The organism is Parapedobacter sp. 2B3 (assembly GCF_041925275.1).
Lineage (GTDB): Bacteria > Bacteroidota > Bacteroidia > Sphingobacteriales > Sphingobacteriaceae > Parapedobacter > Parapedobacter pyrenivorans_A.
Map to the genome: position 1 here is coordinate 323,796 of NZ_JBHEUZ010000002.1, position 17,976 is coordinate 341,771.

7 protein-coding genes are annotated in these 17,976 nt (G+C 51.6%); 6 read left to right on the forward strand and 1 reads right to left on the reverse strand.

Annotation, left to right across the window (positions count from 1 at the left end):
- The first annotated feature begins 46 nt into the window (after positions 1-46).
- The 3 genes from ACEVG1_RS03675 (at position 47) to ACEVG1_RS03685 (ending at position 5,657) form a co-directional block, all read left to right on the forward strand.
- Positions 47-1,375 (forward strand): sugar porter family MFS transporter, encoded by a 1,329-nt coding sequence (locus ACEVG1_RS03675; RefSeq protein ID WP_374742208.1) that lies wholly within the window; start codon positions 47-49, stop codon positions 1,373-1,375.
- 75 nt (positions 1,376-1,450) lie between these two features.
- Positions 1,451-2,890 (forward strand): hypothetical protein, encoded by a 1,440-nt coding sequence (locus ACEVG1_RS03680; RefSeq protein ID WP_374742209.1) that lies wholly within the window; start codon positions 1,451-1,453, stop codon positions 2,888-2,890.
- A gap of 58 nt (positions 2,891-2,948) precedes the next feature.
- Positions 2,949-5,657 (forward strand): substrate-binding domain-containing protein, encoded by a 2,709-nt coding sequence (locus ACEVG1_RS03685; protein ID WP_374742210.1) that lies wholly within the window; start codon positions 2,949-2,951, stop codon positions 5,655-5,657.
- A gap of 131 nt (positions 5,658-5,788) precedes the next feature.
- Here the strand turns inward: ACEVG1_RS03685 and ACEVG1_RS03690 are convergent, their stop codons facing one another.
- Positions 5,789-9,862, reverse strand: a complete 4,074-nt coding sequence (locus ACEVG1_RS03690; protein WP_374742211.1) for a two-component regulator propeller domain-containing protein — start codon at positions 9,860-9,862, stop codon at positions 5,789-5,791.
- Positions 9,863-10,103: 241 nt separating this feature from the next.
- Here ACEVG1_RS03690 and ACEVG1_RS03695 point away from each other — a divergent pair, with 241 nt between their 5' ends.
- The 3 genes from ACEVG1_RS03695 to ACEVG1_RS03705 are packed head-to-tail and all read left to right on the forward strand — an operon-like array spanning position 10,104 to position 17,961.
- Positions 10,104-13,172: a SusC/RagA family TonB-linked outer membrane protein gene (locus ACEVG1_RS03695; RefSeq protein WP_374742212.1), complete on the forward strand. Its 3,069-nt coding sequence runs from the start codon at positions 10,104-10,106 to the stop codon at positions 13,170-13,172.
- A gap of 17 nt (positions 13,173-13,189) precedes the next feature.
- Positions 13,190-14,938 (forward strand): RagB/SusD family nutrient uptake outer membrane protein, encoded by a 1,749-nt coding sequence (locus ACEVG1_RS03700; protein ID WP_374742213.1) that lies wholly within the window; start codon positions 13,190-13,192, stop codon positions 14,936-14,938.
- Between the two features lie 23 nt (positions 14,939-14,961).
- Complete coding sequence (locus ACEVG1_RS03705) at positions 14,962-17,961, forward strand: SusC/RagA family TonB-linked outer membrane protein (RefSeq protein WP_374742214.1); 3,000 nt, start codon at positions 14,962-14,964, stop codon at positions 17,959-17,961.
- Positions 17,962-17,976 lie beyond the last annotated feature (15 nt).

Consider the following 17,976-nt stretch of genomic DNA (forward strand, 5'->3'; position numbering starts at 1 on the left):
GGCCTTCAGCCGTTGGGTTAGACTGGCCTGCAATAACATGATTTATATGCAAAGAAAAGATATTACAGTATTATGTTGGTCCGTTATAGTGGCCCTTGGTGGCTTTCTGTTTGGATTTGATACGGCAGTCATCTCCGGTGTTGAAAAGGCCATTCAGTCGTTGTTCAACCTATCCCCTTTCTGGCACGGCTTCACCATTTCCTCGGCATTGATCGGAACATTAATCGGTGCTTTGTCCGGTGGCTGGCCGGCCGATAAATACGGACGGAAGCCGGTGCTGTTCGTTATTGCATTCCTGTTTGCGTTTTCCGCTATAGCGAGTGCCTTGGCGAACAGCCTCCCGTCCTTTATCATTTACCGTTTTATTGGTGGCATTGCCGTAGGTGCGTCATCGGTGGTGGCACCCATGTACATTTCCGAAATATCGCCGGCGCGACTTAGGGGCCGCATGACGGCGATATTCCAATTCAATGTAATCTTTGGGATTTTGATTGCCTATGTGTCGAATTATGCCCTGCGCGACATCAATGCCGACGATTGGCGCTGGATGCTGGGGGTGGGCGCTATTCCGGCGTTTGTTTATTTACTCTTGCTTTTCTTAGTGGGCGAAAGCCCCCATTTCTTGATCAAAGCGAAAAAGGAAAAATCAGCAACACAGGTGCTCGATAAGGTGTTCGTGGGAAACCGGGAAGCAAGGATGGAGGAAATCCGTGAAAGCGTAAACCGTAAAAAGGAAAAACTCTTCTCCGGCGCATTTAAAAAGTCGATTTCCATTGCGTTCCTCGTAGCCATGTTCAACCAGTTTTCGGGTATCAATGCCATTTTATACTTTGCCCCCCGCATTTTTGAACTTTCAGGACTTTCGGCATCAGACTCTTTCTTGCAAACCGCGTTGATTGGCCTCACCAATGCAGTATTCACGGTACTAGGGCTGGTTATAATTGATAAAGTGGGAAGGAAGAAATTATTAATTGCAGGATCGATAGGCATGTGTGTCTGTTTGCTACTGGTCGCACGGATATTTTACTTGCAGCTCTTCGGCGGGTATGCGCTTTTGTGTTTGTTAATAGGATACATAATGTTTTTTGCGTTTTCTACCGGCGCGGTGATCTGGGTGTTGATATCGGAAGTATTTCCGGGGAATGTACGCGGTCAGGGCCAGTCATTGGGGGCGTTTACCCACTGGTTTTTTGCCGCGCTAATTACGTTTCTTTTTCCCGTGGTGGTCGAAAAGTCGACCTTTGGCGGTGCCCATGCATTTACGTTTTTCGCGTTAATGATGCTGGTACAAGCGATTACCGTGTGGAAATACTTCCCGGAAACCAAAGGTAAAACCCTGGAGGAACTCGGGCGGGAGCTTGCCAGTAAAAGATAATAAAAAATGCAGCGATTTTCGTGGTCCATGCCCCGAGGGCGCTATATTTGTATTAACCATTATAATTATCATGAAATGAAACCATGCCCACAGAGCAATAAACATCACTGGTGGATAATCCTATCCGCTTTGATGATCGCGCTGAATCCGGCTTTGGGCCGGGCACAGGCTGGCAATGGGTCCACCACGATCCACTTCAGGCCAGATGATGCAAAAGCGGGTGATGTCATACCATTTTACCACCAGGGTACGTATCATGTATTCTATATGCGGGAAAGCAATTGGGGGCACATTGCCAGCGAAGACCTTGTGAATTGGAGGATTTTGCCCGATGCCATTACAAAAGGGCAGGATTCGCTCGGAGCGGACGGCGAAGGCTGCTGGACGGGCAGCATCGTTGAGCACCAAGGCCTGTTTTATCTCTTCTATACAGGGAAAAACAGCAAAGATCCTAAAGGCGACCAGAAGGTAATGATGGCAACAAGTAAGGACTTGGTTCGTTGGGTCAAAGCACCCCAGCATACATTTTATGCCGACGGTAACATCTACTGGAACAAAACGATGAACGGTAGCATCGACGATAAACTGGATTATCATCACCAAGCCTTCAGGGACCCGGATGTTTTTTGGAATGAAGAGCGGAGCGAATGGTGGATGCTTCTTCATGCTACCCTGACCGATGGCACAGCTCCTGCCATGGGACTGTATACTTCAAAGGATATCATCAATTGGAAACCTTCAAAGCCGTTACTCGTCTATCCCGCCGAAATTTCGGGCGATTGCCCTTTCATTTTCCCCTCGAAAGGAAAATGGTTTTTGAATTTTGCAGACTATCATTATTTGACTGCTGACAACTTGGAAGGACCCTATGAGGAAACAGCGAAAGCCTTCGATTGCGGAGATTTGCGTGTGCCGAAAATAATGTGGGATGGCCGCCGTTTTATCCTTGTCGGATGGATTTTGGACTACCACGGAGAGGTGGATTCGGGGAAACCCAACTGGGGCGGCACGCTATGCATGCCGAGAGAGCTTTGGACCGACTCGTTGGGCAATGAGTTTCAGCGGCCCGCGCAAGAGATTTTGACACATTTTCAATCGATAGATGTTCGCCGATCGGAAAAGTTCGTCACTGACCAGCGAATTGACATTCCGGCCGACTTTATGTTTCACGCGCAGTTGAAAGCCAAAACACCCCAAACTACGTTGACCGTTCGTTTTCCGCAGGAAGTGAATCATCTTGACAGCGGTTACCATCTGAAGATTGATTTTCAAAGCCGCGAGATTGAGCTGGGAAGCCACTATAAATCGTACCGTCGGATATGTGATTTCGATCCTGAAGGAATGGTAGATGTTCGCATATTTATGCTGGGTGATGTACTGGAATGCTTCATAAATGACGCTTGGGCATTCACCATGCGGGCTTATGGAAAGCGCAATGGCGATATGTCCATCAGCATACAGGATGGGGCGATTAACATATCGAAGTATGAGGTGTTTAAACCCACGTCGCTATAAAAGGGCGATACAGTGCATGCTTGCCTTATTGACAAGCTTTTTTATTTGTATTGCCTCCATGTCGTGTACCACATCCGAGAAGGGGGGGAAGAAATACCGGATCGGATTCTCACAATGTACAGGTGATCTAAGCTGGCGAAAAGCCACAGTAGATGCACTACAGAGAGAACTCGCCTTTCACCCCGGCGCCGAATTGATCTATAGGAATGCCGGGGACAACAGCGACTTACAGGTTGAACAGATCGCGGAGTTGGTCCATTCGGATATTGATATCCTCTTGGTTTCTCCGAACGAGGCTCAGCCCCTGACGGTCGCGGTAGAACGGGTTTTCAATAGGGGAATACCGGTTATCGTAATCGACCGGAAAATCGCCTCCAACAAGTTCACCTGCTACGTGGGTACGGATAATTACAGTATCGGAAAGATGGCGGCAGAGTACATATTAAACACCTTTCCCGATACCGTCAATATCATTGAAATAACAGGCTTGGAGGGCTCTTCGCCCACCAGTGAGCGGTCGCGGGGATTCCATGAACGTATCGCCCATGAGCGCCGGGTACGAATCAAGGCCAGCGTTGCGGGCGATTGGTTGCAGGAGGGGGCAGAAGCGGCATTGTTGAAAATAAAGAATATTCTTGCGCCGGGCGATATCATTTTTGCCCAGAATGACCCCATGGTATTGGGCGCGTACGAAGTGTACAAGAGCTTGGGGTACGAAAAGGAAGCAAACTTCGTTGGCGTAGATGGATTGCCCGGGCCCGAAGGTGGGATACAATTGGTTTCCGATAAAATTATCCAAGCCACGCTATTGAACCCAACGGGTGGTGAAGAAGCCATCCAAACCGCTTTCCGGATTCTGGAAAGCGAGCCCTATGAAAAGCAAATCATTTTATCTACGGTTGTTATCGACGAATCCAATGTCCGGATTTTGAAGTTGCAGACCGATAAGATTGCAAGCTTACAAACTAATATTGAAGACCAACTGGCCTTATTGGCCGAACAAAAGCAACTATACAGAAGCCAGAATATCGTGTTGACCGTTCTTGTGGGGGCGCTAGTTCTGGTATTGGTGTTTGGGTCGCTTTCTTATTTTGCTTTACGCCATAAAAAGAAAGCCAATAAACAACTCGCCGTTCAAAACACCGCCATTTTAAACCAGAGCAGGGAACTCATGGCGATGACAGCCAAAGCCCAAGAAGCAACAGACGCCAAGTTCAATTTTTTCACCAATATATCGCATGAGTTCAGAACACCCCTAACATTGATCCTCGTTCCGATCGAAGATACGTTGGCCGCCTCCTCACTGTCGTACATACACCGGAATAATTTGCAACTGGCAAAGAAAAACGTGCTTCGTCTGCTCCGGCTCGTCAACCAATTGATGGATTTCAGGAAGCTTGAACTCAGTAAAATGAAAATCCGGGCGACGGAAAACAACTTGGTCCGTTTTGTGGAAGATATTACGGAATCGTTCAGCAAGACAGCAAAGAAAAAAGACATCCACCTGAAAGTGGAGGCGGCAATCCCCGAGATAAAGCTATGGTTCGACATCAACATGATGGATAAGGTAGTTTTAAACCTTATATCCAATGCATTCAAGTTTACCGGCGAGGGTGGTTTTATCGGTATTTCGATTAGCAGAAGCGCGGTAGAGGGGCTGGTGAGGATAAGGATCCAGGACACAGGTACGGGGATGACCCCGGAAGCGGCTGCTCATGCCTTCGATTTATTTTACGAAGGCCATGAGTTTTCACACCATAGCTCTGGCTTGGGACTGGCCCTGTGTAAGGAGCTTGTCGAATTGCATCACGGAACGATTTCAGTCGACAGCGAAAAATGGAGAGGCACCTGTTTCGAGGTTACACTGCCGGAGGGAAGGGATCACCTATTACCTGAAGAGATAAATACGGACGAATCGAATTTCCGGATGTCGCCGGATGTTGGGATTTACACGGCCGATGTCGAACCCGTGGTGCTATCCAAGCCCGAAAATGAAGTGGTGGCCAAGGATCACTCGTTGCTAATCATTGAAGACAGTGCCGAATTAAGGGCATTCCTCAGCGATAAATTGGGTAAGCGATTTGAAATTCATGGGGCGGCCACTGGCAATGCTGGGTTGAATGCGGCTTATGACATCATTCCCGATGTGATTATTTGCGATGTTGCCCTGCCGGGTACCGACGGACTAGCCGTTACCCACAAATTGAAGAACGATATCCTCACTTCCCATATCCCGATTATCTTGTTATCGTCAAGGGATGGTATCCATCAACGGATCGAGGGGATGAAAAACAAGGCCGACGCATTTATCGGAAAGCCGTTCAACCTTACGCATCTTGAAGAAACCTTAAACAGCCTATTGTCTAACCGGGATATCCTACGTGCCCATTATACCAGCAAATTGCCTGTAGAGAAGCGGGCGATTTCCTTGCAGAAAACCGATAGGAAATTCATTAACGAGTTTACGGCGATCGTTGAAAACAATATTTCCAATGAGCATTTCGGACCTGAATACATCGCACAGGAAATGCATATGTCGCGGATGCAACTGTATCGAAAAATCAAATCGTTGATGGGTTACAATGTAAATGATTATATATTGACGGTACGTTTGCAAAAAGCCAAGTTTTTGCTGTTAAACGAAGCCACTACGATTTCGGACGTTGCTTTTAAAACGGGATTCTCTTCGGCAGCTTATTTTTCGACCGTGTTCAAATCGAAATATTCAATAACACCCACAGAATTCCGGAGTAATAATGAAGGTTGATGGATATCTTAATTAACCCCCCCAAAAAAATGCCTAGCACTGGGTTCACCGCCAACCAGAACGCCTCGTACAACAACCAGTTGGATAGTGCACGTTACTATACCACGTGGGTAGAAATGGACATCGAGGTGCTAACGGCGATACCGAATTGCTTTCTCGCCGAAAACCTTTCCGTATTTCCGTTTGTACTCCGATGGTTTCATGCCAAACAGCTTCGAAAATTGATCACGGAAGTATTTGATGTCGTTGAACCCGGCAGCAAAAGCGGCTTCGTTGATGTTGTGGTTGGTGGTAATGAGTAGCTGTGCCACTTTACGCAGCCGGATAAACCGGATGAATTCATTGGCCGATTTGCCGGATATGGATTTGATGCGCTTATAAAGGTTTGAATGGCTCATCCCAATTTCGTCGGCCAGCGTTTTCACATTGAAGTCGGGGTTATCTAGTTGCGCTTCGACAATTTCGATGCACCGCATCAGGAAATCACTATAAGCCGATGGTATTTTATGGTCATTGTTTTGAAACGTGATTTCGTTGTAAAAATACGTCTGGATTTGATTGCGGCTTTTGCGTATATTGGATACCCGGGCTACCAGTAAATCCTTATCAAACGGCTTGGTGATGTAATCGTCGGCACCGCCTTCTATTCCCTTCAGTTGTACTTCGGTTGAGGTGCTGGCCGTGAGGAGGATAACCGGAATGTGGCTATATAATGGGTCCTGCTTCAGCTGCGAACACAGGTCGATGCCCGACAAGCCTTTCATCACCACATCACTGATAACAATATCAGGCTCGTGCGATTTGACGAGTTTCAGGGCATCGTGTCCATTGTCTGCATCGTAAACGGTAAAATCAGGTTCGAAAATCTGCCGGAGATAGGTACGGATTTGGTCGTTGTCGTCGACCACCAGCATCACGGGATTATCAGAGACGATGGGGGAAAGGTGGTCGGGTTCCGGAAAGTTCATTTGTTGCCCGATGGTATCCTCGGGATCATCCTGGAGAAGTTCGTTGAGAAAAACGGAATGTTCGCCGACATCTTCAAACACCAGATGGCCATCGAATTGGTCCTTTCCATCCGGAAGGCGAAGCATAAAGGTAGTTCCCTCACCCGGCGTACTCGTATACGAAATCGAGCCCTGGTGTGCTTCGATAAATTGTTTCGTCAGAAACAGGCCGATGCCAAACCCTTCCATACCTTTTTCATTACCGGCGTATTCGCGGTAAAACCGGTTAAACACCGCATTGCCCGCTTTTGCTGGTATGCCGCAACCGGTATCCGAAATCATCATGTCGATGCCCCCTGCTGCGCGAGCTAGGGTCAGCGTTACGCAACCGTGCTCAGGAGTGAACTTGATGGCGTTGCTGATGAGGTTAAACAAACAGATCTCCAGCTTCTCGCGGTCGCCGAGAACCTCCGCCCGCTCCAAATCACAGACAAACTGGTAATCCAATTGTCGCGATGCGGCCTGTTGCTTAAAACAGAGGAAAACCTCGTGGCATAGGGAAACGAGTTCCAGTTTGACCAACCGAAGTTGATCGGCACCGCTGTCGGCCCTGCGGAAAAGCAGGAGTTTATCCACCAGGCTGAGCAATCTTCTTGAATTTCGGTACACGTTGCTGAGTTCTTCGGTGTCGGGGGTCTTATTGTCCCCGTAGAGCATATCCTTGATGGGGTTTACAATCAAGGTGAGCGGCGTGCGGAATTCGTGCGAAATGTGGGTGAAGAACGCAAGTTTTTTATCGTTGAGTTTCCGTTCATGCTCCACATCCTTTCGGGCCAGCGCCACTTCATATCGCAATTTTGTCTGGCCTCTGTCGTAAACGATGTAGAGGTATAATGCGCCCAGGCCGGCCACAATGTACAGGCAATAGGCCCATCCGGTACGCCACCACGGAGGTAATACTGTAATGGGTATCACCCGTTCGTTGGCTATCCACGTGCCATTCGCATCGGTTGATTTGATGCGGAGTGTATATGATCCTTCGGTGAGACGCGAATAATGGGCGGTTCGTTGGCCGTCAATGTAGTTCCAGTCGGCATCCCATCCTTCCAGAAAATACGCATACTTGATTTTGTCGGGAAAGGAGTACTCCAAAGCGGCAAAACTGAACGTGAGCACCGCTTGCTGATAGGGGAGCTCAAGGCGGGTCATGGTCAGTAAATCTTCCGTCTGTTTCGGATAACGATCGAACGGCTGGTTGTTTATCCGTAAATCCGTCAGCACAATCCGCGGCGCGCCCACATCGAAGCGTAAACTATCGGGGTGGAATATGTTGAATCCCTGGATGCCGCCAAAAACAAATTCCCCCGATTCCAGGCGGAGCGCAGCATTATAGCTGAACTGGTTGCTTTGCAGACCGTCGGATTCGTAGAAATTCTGGAATATCCGGCCAGCGGGGTCGAACTTCGATAGCCCGTGGTACGTCGAGATCCAGAAGTTGCCATCGTTGTCTTCCAGAATGTTGAGTACAACATTGCTGGGCAGTCCATTTTCTTCCGTATAGCGTTTGAATGTTCCGCTTAGTTTATCAAACGCAAGCAGTCCCCCGCCTTCGGTGCCGATCCAAAGTAGATTTCCCGTCCCTTTATGGATACAGCGCACCGGGTGTCCGATGTCGAAGTGATGCGTGGTTCGGGCGGCCATGTCGGCTCGGGTGAGTGCGGTGTAATTGCCAAACCAAAAGAGGTTGCTGTTTTCTTCGTATATACTCAATGCATCGGTTACGCTGATAGCGAAAGGTTCGAAACGATCCGTCTCCCGGTTTAGCAGGTATATACCACCCCCTTTAAGTGTAGTTGCCCAAACCCGCCCCGTTTTATCTTCGTGGAGTTTCCACACGTATGGGTAAACACCCTGCGGAGCGACCGAAACACACTCATATCTAGTGAAAGTCCCGCTGTTCCGGTCCCAGCGATTGATGCCGCCGCCATAAGTAGCCGCCCAAACATCACCCTCGCGGTCGCGCAGTACACTGGTTACGAAGCTATTGCTCAGCGCACCTCTAAGGCTATTTTGCTTGAAGTATTCGTATCGGTCGGCTTTCCGGTCCCACCGCATTAATCCACTACCGTCGGTACCAATCCACAGCGACTGATTGTCACCTTCGGCCAAAGAAAGAACGAAATTGTTCCCGCTGATGATGCCTTCGGGTGTGGGGTGTTTGACCCGTTTGAAGTTCCCCTTATTCGGGTCGATGATGTTTATTCCACCCCGCAGCGTACCTATCCATTGGCGGTGCCGGTCGTCTTCATACACGGCAAATACGGCCTTGCTTGTCAATATGCCGCCTTCGTCATTCCCCGTGAGGTATTCGAACCCGCCCGTTTGCATATTCATTATGGCGATACCACCGCCATCGGTGCCGATCCAAAGCCGGTCGCCTCGCCCTTCGTAGAGCGCGGAGACCGAATTGCTGGGCAGGCCCGACTGCACGTTGTAGTGTGTGTAAGCGTTGGTCTGCTGTTCGTATTGGAATAGGCCGTACTCGTTACCTATCCAAAGCCGATCGCCGGCGAATGTCATGGCGGCAGCCGTACGGACGTGGTCCGATACGAGCCGCAATGCGTTTATGTTCTCATCATAGTAGCAAAGGCCGGTATGCTGCACCATCACCCAGAGGTTATCATGTTGGTCGAGGCGGAGCGTTTGCGCGGTATAATTGGTCCGCTGGCCCTCTTCCATCAGTAATGGGATGGGGTCGGCAACAGGGAGAGCCGATTCCGAAAAGCGCACGGTGAAGACACCGCCCCTTTCTCCGGCAGCAAACAACCGTTGGTCGTTTCGTGCCGCGAATCCGGTAATCGCAAACCCGATAGGTACAAGCTCACCGTTTTCGGTGATAAGGTGTAACCGCTGGAATTCATCGGAACCGCGGCGAATAACCGCTGCCCCGCCCTTGGTGGCTACCCATATATGGCCGGAAGGATCTTCGGTAATGTCGTTGATGCGATTGTCGGGCAAGGTGGTGGTATTTCCCGGCTGGTTTTTGTAAATTTTAAACTGATAGCCGTCATACCGGTTTAACCCATCGTAGGTGCCAAACCACATAAACCCATGGTGGTCCCGAAATATCTTGGTGACATAGTTGTTGGACAGGCCATGCTCAATGCCGAGGTAGTTGACATCGTTTTTCATATTCGCATACACGGTTACACAGGTAAGCATGTAAATGACCGTAATAGCAGACCTTAAGCGTATCATTCTATTATAAAGTTATTCCTCGGTTTGTAAATGTCTGCAAACTAATTTGGTTATACAAAACGATTGTTGTGGAATACGGCCAAATTTGCCGTTAAGTAGGATTTGTCCCCCCCCTTTTGGCGAGTTTCTCCCCTTTCACCAATCAGCGTATAATTGATATTTGCACGATTAAGTTTGTTCGGGCATTTTAATATTGGCTCGGGCGGATGGTAGCTAATGTAGTAAACCAAATATCAGATTTATGAAGCAATCAAGACATATTAGTATGTTGGTCGGCTTGTGGCTGTGCGCTGTGACGGTGCTGCCCGCACGTGGACAAGCACCCATATCGGGAAAGGTGACGGGTGCCCAGGGGGAACCCCTGCCGGGGGTTAGCGTACTGGTGCAAGGTACGCCCGACGGGGTAACCACCGACACCGAAGGGCTATACCGGCTGAACGACGTGTCGCCAAACGCGACGCTCGTATTCCGGTTTATCGGGTACAGCACACAACTGCTTCCGGTGGATGGGCAGACGACCATCAACGTACAGCTGGAAGAAGACGCAGCCACCCTTGAAGAGGTAGTGGTGATTGGCTACGGCACGCAGAAAAAGGCGACGTTGACCGGAGCGGTCTCCACAATGGAAGGCGAACAGTTGGTGCAATCACCCACAGCCAACATTAGTAACTCGTTGGTGGGCCGACTGCCGGGATTGGTAGCGTTGCAGCCCAGTGGCGAACCCGGATACGACCAATCAAGGTTGAAGATTCGGGGTATTGGTACATTGAATGAAGGTGCCGAATCCGATCCGTTGGTGCTGGTGGACGGTGTTGCACGTAATTTCAATGAAATCGACCCCCACGAAATCGAAAACATCAGTATCCTGAAAGATGCCTCGGCCACGGCCGTATTCGGGGTGCGCGGAGCCAACGGGGTTATCCTTATTACCACCAAGTCGGGTAAATCGGGCAAGCCAAAGATCAGCTATACGGCCAATGTAGGGTTGCAGGCACCCAACAGCCTGCCGGAGATGCTCAATAGCTACGAGTATGCCATGCTGCACAACGAGGCCGAAGAGAATATGGGGCGCCAGCAGCTGTTCTTCTCGCCGGAAGACCTGGACGCGTACCGCACGGGTACCGATCCGATATTCAGGCCCAGCACCGACTGGTACGATATGATTATCCGCGACGTATCCACCCAGCAGCAGCATAACTTCAACATCAACGGCGGCTCGCAGCGCACCCGCTATTTCGTTTCGGCCGGATATTTTTCCCAAAACGGAGCGTATGATGTGAACGAAGCGCAGCGCGAATTTTCTGCCAATCCGAAATATCAGCGCTACAACTTCCGGTCGAATTTCGACATGGATTTCAACGATAATTTCTCGGCAACGCTCAAATTGGCCGGCCAAGTGGCCGACATGAATTATCCCGGACAAGGGGCAGGCGAAATCTTCTTCCGCATGCTTCGGGCTAACCCGCTGATGAACCCCGGTATTGTAGACGGGCGCATCATCGATAACGTGGAAGGGTTGCCGGCCAACATCAACAACCCGTTGAGCTTCATTACATCCAGCGGCTTCCAACGGAACTTTAACAGTACGCTCAACGCTAACATCGGCCTAAGCCACAAGCTGGGCTTCATTACCGAAGGCCTGTCGGCCCGGGGGATGCTCGCCTACGACCACTACTACCAGCATTGGGTGCGCCGTAACAAATGGACGGCCACCTACAACATTGTGCGCAATCCAAATAACCCAGACGAACCTGTATTCATCCGCAACGGGGAGGATACACCGTTTTCATTCAGTGAAGGTTACGGGCGCAACCGGAAGATATACACCGAACTCGCACTGGATTATGCCCGCTCCTTTGGTGACCACCGCGTTACCGGCCTGTTGTTATATATGCAGGAAAAAGCACACAACCCTTCGTATGCGTATGCCGTTCCCATGGGCTACGTCGGCACGGTGGCCCGCGCCACCTACGGGTATGCGGGGCGGTATCTCACCGAGTTCAATATGGGGTATAACGGCTCCGAGAACTTTCCTGAAAACAAACGATACGGCTTTTTCCCCTCGTTTTCACTGGGCTGGGTGGTTACCGAAGAGCCTTTTATGCCCAAAGATGGGCTGATTAGCTTCCTTAAAATACGGGGGTCGTACGGGGAGGTGGGCAACGACAAAATCGGTGGTGAGCGCTTCCTATATTTACCGGATGTGTTTAACTACGCTGGGGGCTACCATTTCGGCGACGCCAATGCCGGCAATGTGCAATGGTATGGTGGTTCACAGGAAGGGAAAGTAGGCAACCCGAACGTAACGTGGGAACGCGCCCGGAAAAGCAACATAGGATTGGAGTTGAACCTGGCCGACGACATGATTGGCATTGTAGGCGACGTGTTCCATGAACAGCGCGACAACATCCTGTCTTACCTAGGCACCGTACCCGATCTGGTACAGGCCCCGCTACCCCCGGCCAACATCAGCTCGGTGGAAAATCGCGGGTTTGAGGTAGAGGTTAATTTCCGGCACCATATCAATGCCCTCAACTACTGGGTGAAAGCCAACTACACCTATGCGAAGAACGAGATTCTTTTTATGGACGAGCCCACCCGGCCCTTCGACTACTTGCGCGAAACGGGCCGGCCGGTTGGCCAGTTTTTCGGCCTTACTAGCGATGGCATTTACAATACCACCGAGGAAATCGAAAACAGCGGCATCACTTCCTGGGCGTGGGGAACGCCCCAGCCGGGCGATATCCGCTATATCGATCGCAATGGCGATGGGGCGCTCAACGATTATGACCGCGGACCGATTGGATTCTCTACATTCCCACAAGGCGTATATGGCGTTGCCCTTGGGTTTGATTACAAAGGGTTTGATTTCTCGGTGCTGTTCCAAGGTACCGATAAGGCATCGTTTTACCTGAATGAAATGGCGGCGTGGCCGTTTGATACGGATTGGGGCAGTGCGCAGAAAACACACCTGGAGCGGTGGACCCCCGAGCGCTATGCAAATGGCGAAACCATTACGTTCCCACGGGTGGAGCTGTCGCCCACGCCGGGTAAGCATAATTATACCCAATCGGATTTCTGGCTGGAAGACGGCCGTTACCTGCGGGTGAAGAACGCCGAACTTGCGTACCGCTTTAGCGGGCCTTTCCTTGCCCAGATGGGTGTAAGCCATGTACGCGTGTTTGCCAATGGCAACAACCTGCTTACGTGGAGCAGCGTGCGGCATTTCGATCCCGAATCGCCCAGTGGCCGCGGCCAATTCTACCCGCAGATGCGGGTGTATAACTTTGGGGTAAACGTACAATTCTAACCGCAATACGTAAACAAATGAAGAAATCAGCTAAATTTTTGAAGTATATAGCAACGGCGGCATTGGTCTGTTGCGTGGCGGTGCTTGCTTCATGCAACAAAGACTTCCTCGAAAAACCCGATAGCAGCGATGTGACCATCGATACCATCTTTTCCGAAAGGATAAAGGCCGAGACGTTTCTCTGGGAAACCTACGGCACATCGGTACCGGCGGGTTTCCCCAAAGATTGGGGGCGTTGGGAAGGTATTAAAGACGCATCCATGGTAATGGCCGCTAGTGATGAAGGTGACGTATACGACGATTGGCCGGGGTCGAACACGTTCAACACCGGCGTATGGGGACCGCAATCCAATCCGGAAGACGGCTTCGGCCACCATTATAAAGGTATCCGCAATGCGAACATATTCATCGCCAACATTGACCGGGTGCCTGACATGGTTGAGCTGGAGCGCGCGCAGATGAGGGCTGAGGCAATTTTCCTGCGGGCCCTACAGCATGCCGAACTGTTGAAGCGGTATGGGGGCATCCCCATTGTAGACCATGTGTTGCAGGCGGATGGCGACGTGAAACTGCCGCGCAACACCTATGCGGAATGTGTTGATTTCATCGTGCAGAGCTGCGACGAAGCGGCGGCTGCATTGCCCGATGGCTATCCGTCGGCATTCCTCGGACGGGCCACTAAGGGCGCGGCGTTGGCACTGAAATCGCGTGTGTTGTTGTTTGCTGCTAGTCCGCTCGCCAATAATGCAACCCCCTACAACGCGCAAGACCGCGAATATACCGGCTATGTAGATTACAATCCCGAACGGTGGCGCGCGGCAGCGGATGCCGCCAAAGCGGTGTTGGACTGGGCCGCCGGAGCAGGCAATATCCGGCTTATCGTAAACCCCGCGGACCCGGGGGCGGCATACGAGACAGCCGTGACCTTGCCTGACAATGTGGAGGTAATCCTTGCCAATAAATCAGACAACTGGTGGGGGGCCTGGTGGCCCATGATGTTCCAGTTTGTGATGCCCCGTGGCATCTATGCGGGCTGGTATGGCCACGGCGTTACCCTGCAACATGCCCAAAAATATTATACGGTGACCGGTCAGGACCAAGTGTGGGCCAACGAAGGCTCCTACGATGAGTTCTTAGAAAAAATGGGCGAATTGGAGCCCCGGTTCCAGCGGTCAGTGTTTTACTCCGGATCGCGCTGGAACGACGAATATGGCGTACGGCATTTCTATCGGCGCAGCAATGGTTCGTGGACCGAGCACGCACCGGTGAATGGGGTGGGCTACATGAAGAAGTTCCTGGCCAGGTTGAACTGGGATGGCGGGCAACTCAATTGGCCGGTTTTCCGTTTGGCGGAGTTCTACCTGAACTATGCCGAGGCGCTTAACGAGATCAACCCCATGGACGGTGCAAGCTATACGGCGGTCAACGAAATCCGTCGCCGTGCGGGGATTCCCGAATTATCGGCGGCAGATGCACGCTACGATACACAGGAGGAACTCCGCGAAGCAATACGGAGGGAACGTGCCATCGAGTTAGCCTTTGAGGAACACCGGTACTGGGACGTAAGGCGGTGGCTTATTGCCGATGAAGAGGGCGTGATGCGGGGCAGTATGTGGGGCCTCAACCTGTATGAGCAAGAAAACGGCGACATCGTGTACCGGAAGGAAGTGTTCGAGAACCGCGTGTGGGACAACCGGATGTACCGATACCCCATACCGCAGGGTGAATTCGACAAGGGCTATATTTCTCAGACACCGGGATGGTGATACCCAACCCAAATCGTAACATTATGAACAAGTATATCAGTATTTTTTTGATAATTGGAATCTGGTGCCCCGTGACCTTGGTGGCGCAGGAACAGACATCGGGGCGGGTGGCCGACTCATACGGATACGGGCTGTCATTTGTGTCCATCCAACATGGGGCCGGTACCCCGCAGGGGCAGACCGACGAAAACGGTGCCTTCACGATTACACTGGCAGATACGGCCACATTGGTGTTTAGCCTGCCGGGCTACGAAACGACTACGCAATTTGTGCGCCCGGGCCAGCAGGATATCGTGCTCGTGATGGCCCCCGACAGCCGTACCGCCTTGGTGGATGTGGCATTTGGCCAGCAATCGCAGCACGCGGTCACCGCCTCCATCGCTACGGTGGGCGGCGACGTATTACGCACTACGCCGGTGCCAACATTGAGCAATACGCTGTTCGGACGGCTGCCCGGCCTGACGGTGATGCAAGGGAGCGGCGAACCGGGATACGACGCCCCGCAGCTATTTATCCGTGGCATGGGTACGTATCAGGATAATAGTTTCCTCGTTTTTGTGGATGGACTTGAAACACCGTTCGACCAGCTTTCGGTCGATGAGATTGAGACGATATCCGTGCTGAAAGATGCCGCCGCGCTTTCCCAGTTCGGTATCCGCGGTGCCAACGGCGCCCTATGGGTAACCACTAAGCGGGGGCAGGCCGGCAAAACCCGCATTACCCTCCATGCGCGCAACGGGTGGCAGCAGCCCACCACGTTGCCCCAGTTTGTAAACGCTTACGACTACGCGCACTTGTACAACGAGGCCCTCGAAAACGATAGACTGGCACCCCGCTATGGGGCAGACGAATTGGAGGCATACCGCACCGGCAGCGACCCCTACCTATACCCCAATGTGAATTGGTATGATGAGGTGCTGCGCAAGCATGCTCCGCAGCGCGATATGAGCCTTACCTTTTCAGGCGGTGGACAGACCGCACGCTACTTTATCCTGCTGGGCTACAATCGCAATGAAGGACTGTATGCCAATACCGACCGCGACCGGGTAGAAAACTCGAATGCTGATTTCCAGCGGTACAACTTCCGTGCGAATGTGGATATGCAGCTGAGCAAATACGTATCGGCGGCGATGGACCTGGGGGGCCGCATTGAAGACCGCCATTTCCCCAATTTCGACGGACCCCAACTGTGGGATAACATGGCGCGGTTTCCGGCCAATGCATACCCTGTGCGTAACCCCAATGGTACATGGGGTGGAAACGCGCTATATTTCGATAACCCCGTGGCATCTGTGTTGGATAGGGGGCTGAACTCCAGCACTGACCGTAACCTGATGGCTACGCTTCGCCTTACCGAGCATCTTGATTTCATTACCGAAGGCCTTAGCCTCCATCAAACGGTCTCGTTCAATAACTGGCATCGCGGCAACTACAATAAGACGCGCAATATTGCCGTATACGAATTGAGTGCCCAAACGGGTGCAGCGGACCAACAGGAATATGCGTACCGGCAACACGGCACCCGTACAGACCTATCCATAGACCAGAGCGGAAATAACCAGTGGAACCGGACCACCCTTCAATTCTCGGCGAACTACGACCGCGACTTTGGTGCCAACAGCATCGCTGCCCAGCTGATGTATTACCAAGACGTATATGCGGTGAGCGGCAACAATGTGCCTTATGCCAGCCAGAGCGTGATGGGGCGTTTGCACTACGGCTACGCCGACAAGTACTTTGCCGAGCTGGGCTTTTCCTACAGCGGATCCGAACGCTTTCCAGCAGGGAACCGTTTCGGCTTTTTCCCCGCCCTGTCGGGCGCGTGGGTGATCAGCAACGAAGACTTCCTCAAACGCAATACAGTCTTTTCGTACCTCAAGGCCAGGGCGTCCGTAGGACTGTTGGGCAACGATCGGTTGACGGGCCCCCGGTTTGCCTACCAGCAGGATTTTTACTACTCGGGCAACTATTATTTCGGACCGGGAAACAATGGTTTCGGCACCATCGTGGAAGGTGTACCGGGCAACCCCGGCATTTCGTGGGAAAAGTCATTGCAGTATAACCTCGGCGTGGAAGCGACCCTGTATAACCGGTTTGATATAGGGATCGATGCGTATTACGAAAGCCGCTGGGATATCTTGGCGACCGACGATGGTACGGTACCTTCTTATGTAGGGTTGGGCTCCGCATACAGCAATATGGGCGAAGTAAACAATTGGGGATTTGAGGCGACGGCCAACTACCGGAATACCGTTGGCAACCTGGCCTACCAGGTGGGCGGTAGTATCTTCTATAGCCGCAACGAGATCGTGGCAATGAATGAGGTGGTGCGGGCCGAACCTTACCTGTATCGAACCGGCCACCCCGTGGGGCAGCCATTCGGGTTACAGGCCGACGGGTTTTGGGGCGTAGACGATTTTGACGGCAATGGGTCGTTATTGCCAAGCCTACCGGTCTCTACCTTTGCACCTGTGCAGCCCGGCGATATCCGCTACGTAGACCAGAATACCGATGGACTGATCGACGAAAATGATTACGTTGCCATTGGCGATGCCTTCCAGCCGGCGCTTACTTACACCGTCAACATGGGAGGAACGTTCAAAGGAGTGGACATCCAGGTGTTTTTCCAAGGGACGGGCGAGCGTAGCCTATTCCTCGATGGCACCTATTTCTGGGCGCTACAGAATGACAATAACATCCCGGCAATGGCCTTGAACCGGTGGACACCGCAAACCGCTGCACAGGCAGATTATCCACGGCTGAGTACGTTGCCGAATGACAATAATTACCAGCATTCGTCGTTCTGGATGCGATCCGGCGCGATGTTGCGGTTGCGGAATGTGGAACTGGGCTATACGTTGCCCAGCGGCTGGCAGCAGAAGCTGCGTCTCAACAACTTGCGCATTTACGTGAGCGGAATCAATCTCGCCACGTGGAGCGAGGTGGACGGTACAGACCCCGAAAGCATCGGCGGATACCCGCCGTTGAAATCCTATAATGTCGGACTAACGGCTCAGTTTTAAACCCGTTGTTTATTA

Coding starts and splice junctions, on each gene's coding strand:
- ACEVG1_RS03675 (WP_374742208.1), top strand. CDS start 47: ATGCAAAGAAAAGATATTACAGTATTATGTTGGTCCGTTATAGTGGCC.
- ACEVG1_RS03680 (WP_374742209.1), top strand. CDS start 1,451: ATGAAACCATGCCCACAGAGCAATAAACATCACTGGTGGATAATCCTA.
- ACEVG1_RS03685 (WP_374742210.1), top strand. CDS start 2,949: ATGTCGTGTACCACATCCGAGAAGGGGGGGAAGAAATACCGGATCGGA.
- ACEVG1_RS03690 (WP_374742211.1), bottom strand. CDS start 9,862: ATGATACGCTTAAGGTCTGCTATTACGGTCATTTACATGCTTACCTGT.
- ACEVG1_RS03695 (WP_374742212.1), top strand. CDS start 10,104: ATGAAGCAATCAAGACATATTAGTATGTTGGTCGGCTTGTGGCTGTGC.
- ACEVG1_RS03700 (WP_374742213.1), top strand. CDS start 13,190: ATGAAGAAATCAGCTAAATTTTTGAAGTATATAGCAACGGCGGCATTG.
- ACEVG1_RS03705 (WP_374742214.1), top strand. CDS start 14,962: ATGAACAAGTATATCAGTATTTTTTTGATAATTGGAATCTGGTGCCCC.